The sequence below is a fragment of the Verrucomicrobiota bacterium genome, assembly GCA_016871495.1.
GTDB lineage: Bacteria > Verrucomicrobiota > Verrucomicrobiia > Limisphaerales > VHDF01 > VHDF01.
This window is the reverse complement of sequence record VHDF01000197.1, coordinates 1-1,862: the sequence shown is the minus strand read 5'-3', so window position 1 is coordinate 1,862 and position 1,862 is coordinate 1. Positions and strand designations below refer to the sequence as shown.

Genomic DNA, 1,862 nt, shown 5'->3' with positions numbered 1-1,862 from the left:
ACGTGCAAGTCGTTGGATTCCTCGGAATTCCGACGGTTTAGGGAGTGTTCAGACCTTGTGACCCTTCTGGAGGATTATGGAGTGGAGCCAGCTGTCGGATTTGAACCGACGACCGACGGTTTACAAAACCGTAGCTCTACCACTGAGCTAAGCTGGCCGCCAAACGCGTGGGTTATGCGGGAATTCCTGGTTCGACGCAAGCTTTCGAAATACCCCGACCACGGCGCGTTGCAGTGGCAAGCGGAGGACGCGGGTCGAGGTTGGAAAGGACGGCTCTAGCCCGGAAATCTTCATACTTGTTTTGCAATTGGGTATTTCCGGGCTCGGGAAACCGCGCCCTTGTTGCACGAAAACACAAGCATGAGGGGTGGTTCGAGGAAGAACTCCTTCCAACGGGGTGGAGCATGGGAAATGCATCCGTTGGTTGAACGGGGGACGCGGTTCGATCTCACCCGCATGGCTCAAACTCTGTGGGGAACGTTTCCAAACCCCGTCGAGTGTGAAACAGGCGGGTTAGACCTCTCGGACCGTGCCCCAATACACATCCAGGCGGCGTTCGAGGAAAAGGTTGACCGCCCGGCTCAGCGCCTTGGCTTCCAAACTTTGTCCTTTGGCGACGATTTCCTTGAGTTTCATGCGCGGCAGAACTTTGAAGCATTCCTGGGCGATGATGGGGCCTTCGTCGAGATGTATGCTCACGAAGTGCGCGGTGACACCAATGATTTTGACGCCGTGTTCGTAGGCTTGGCGGTAGGCTTGGGGTCCGGGAAAACTGGGCAGAAGGGACGGGTGGATGTTGATGATCTTGTTTTTGTACCGCCAGACGAAGTTGGGCGACAGGATCTTCATGAACCGGGCCAGGACGACGAAATCGACGTTGTGCGCTTCCAGTTCGGCCAGGGACTTTGCTTCGGCGGTGACGCGGTCATTCCAGGGGATGTGGACGAAGGGCACCTTGAACTGCGCCGCCATCGGGGCCAATTCGGTGTGATTCGCAATGACGACGGCGGGTTCCGCGTCCAGTTTCCCTCTGGAAAACTGCTTGAGCAGCGTTTCCAGGCAATGCGGCTCTCGTGTGGCCAGAAGGGCGACTCGCCGCTTCCGGCGAGGATCAGTGAGGCGGACTTGAATCTCCATCTTGAGCGATTGGCCGAGGGCCCGGAGTCCCTGGCGCAAGGAGTCGGGATTGATTTTGCCTTCGTTCCAGGAGGCTTGCAGGGTCATGCTGAACTGGCCCCTCGTTACTTGTTCCTCGAGCGCCTCAATGTTGGCCCGTTGTTCGAAGAGAAAATGAGTGATGCGCGCGATGACGCCGGTCTTGTCTTTGCCAATGACGGTGATGGTTGCGTAATGCTTAATCTTGTGCGTTTTCATGAAAAGTGAGCTGGCGGAATCGATGGGTCTCGGGAGAGATGCCGCCGTGGGATCCGGGCCCGGGTGGGGGACGGAGTCGGGAGCGGAATCCGGGCAGAAATTCCAGGTGAGATCTTGTTTTGCTAGAACACACGCCGGAGCCTGAAAACTCGAGCCGGCGATTCGGGCGGGATGGGCAGAACCACTTCGAAGCGAGGCGTGTTTCCAGTGGGTGGAGCCAATTGAGTCTGCCAGGCCGTGGGGGCTCCGATGCCCGGCGCGGAAGGTAGTGCTTGCCGTGGCCCCCGCTCGATCCTGGACGGTCAGGGTGATCCAGGCGATGCCGCCTGGTCCATCACCGGGGAGAATGTTGACCTGCCGCTCGAATCCGTTTCCGGCGAAGACGATGTTTTTCAGCGGCACCACAGCGGGATTGGAAGTGGCCGCGGTCACGACCAAGTTGGTAAACGGCGTTTCATGATCGGCGATGTTGAATTTGATGTCTTTGA

General features: G+C 58.0%; 1 protein-coding gene and 1 tRNA gene. Both read right to left on the bottom strand.

Going from position 1 to position 1,862, the window contains the following annotated elements; translation table 11 throughout:
* Positions 1-82 precede the first annotated feature (82 nt).
* A tRNA-Thr gene (locus FJ404_19815) sits at positions 83-157 on the bottom strand.
* A gap of 356 nt (positions 158-513) precedes the next feature.
* Positions 514-1,359: a formyltetrahydrofolate deformylase gene (locus tag FJ404_19810; GenBank protein ID MBM3825092.1), complete on the bottom strand. Its 846-nt coding sequence runs from the start codon at positions 1,357-1,359 to the stop codon at positions 514-516.
* Positions 1,360-1,862 lie beyond the last annotated feature (503 nt).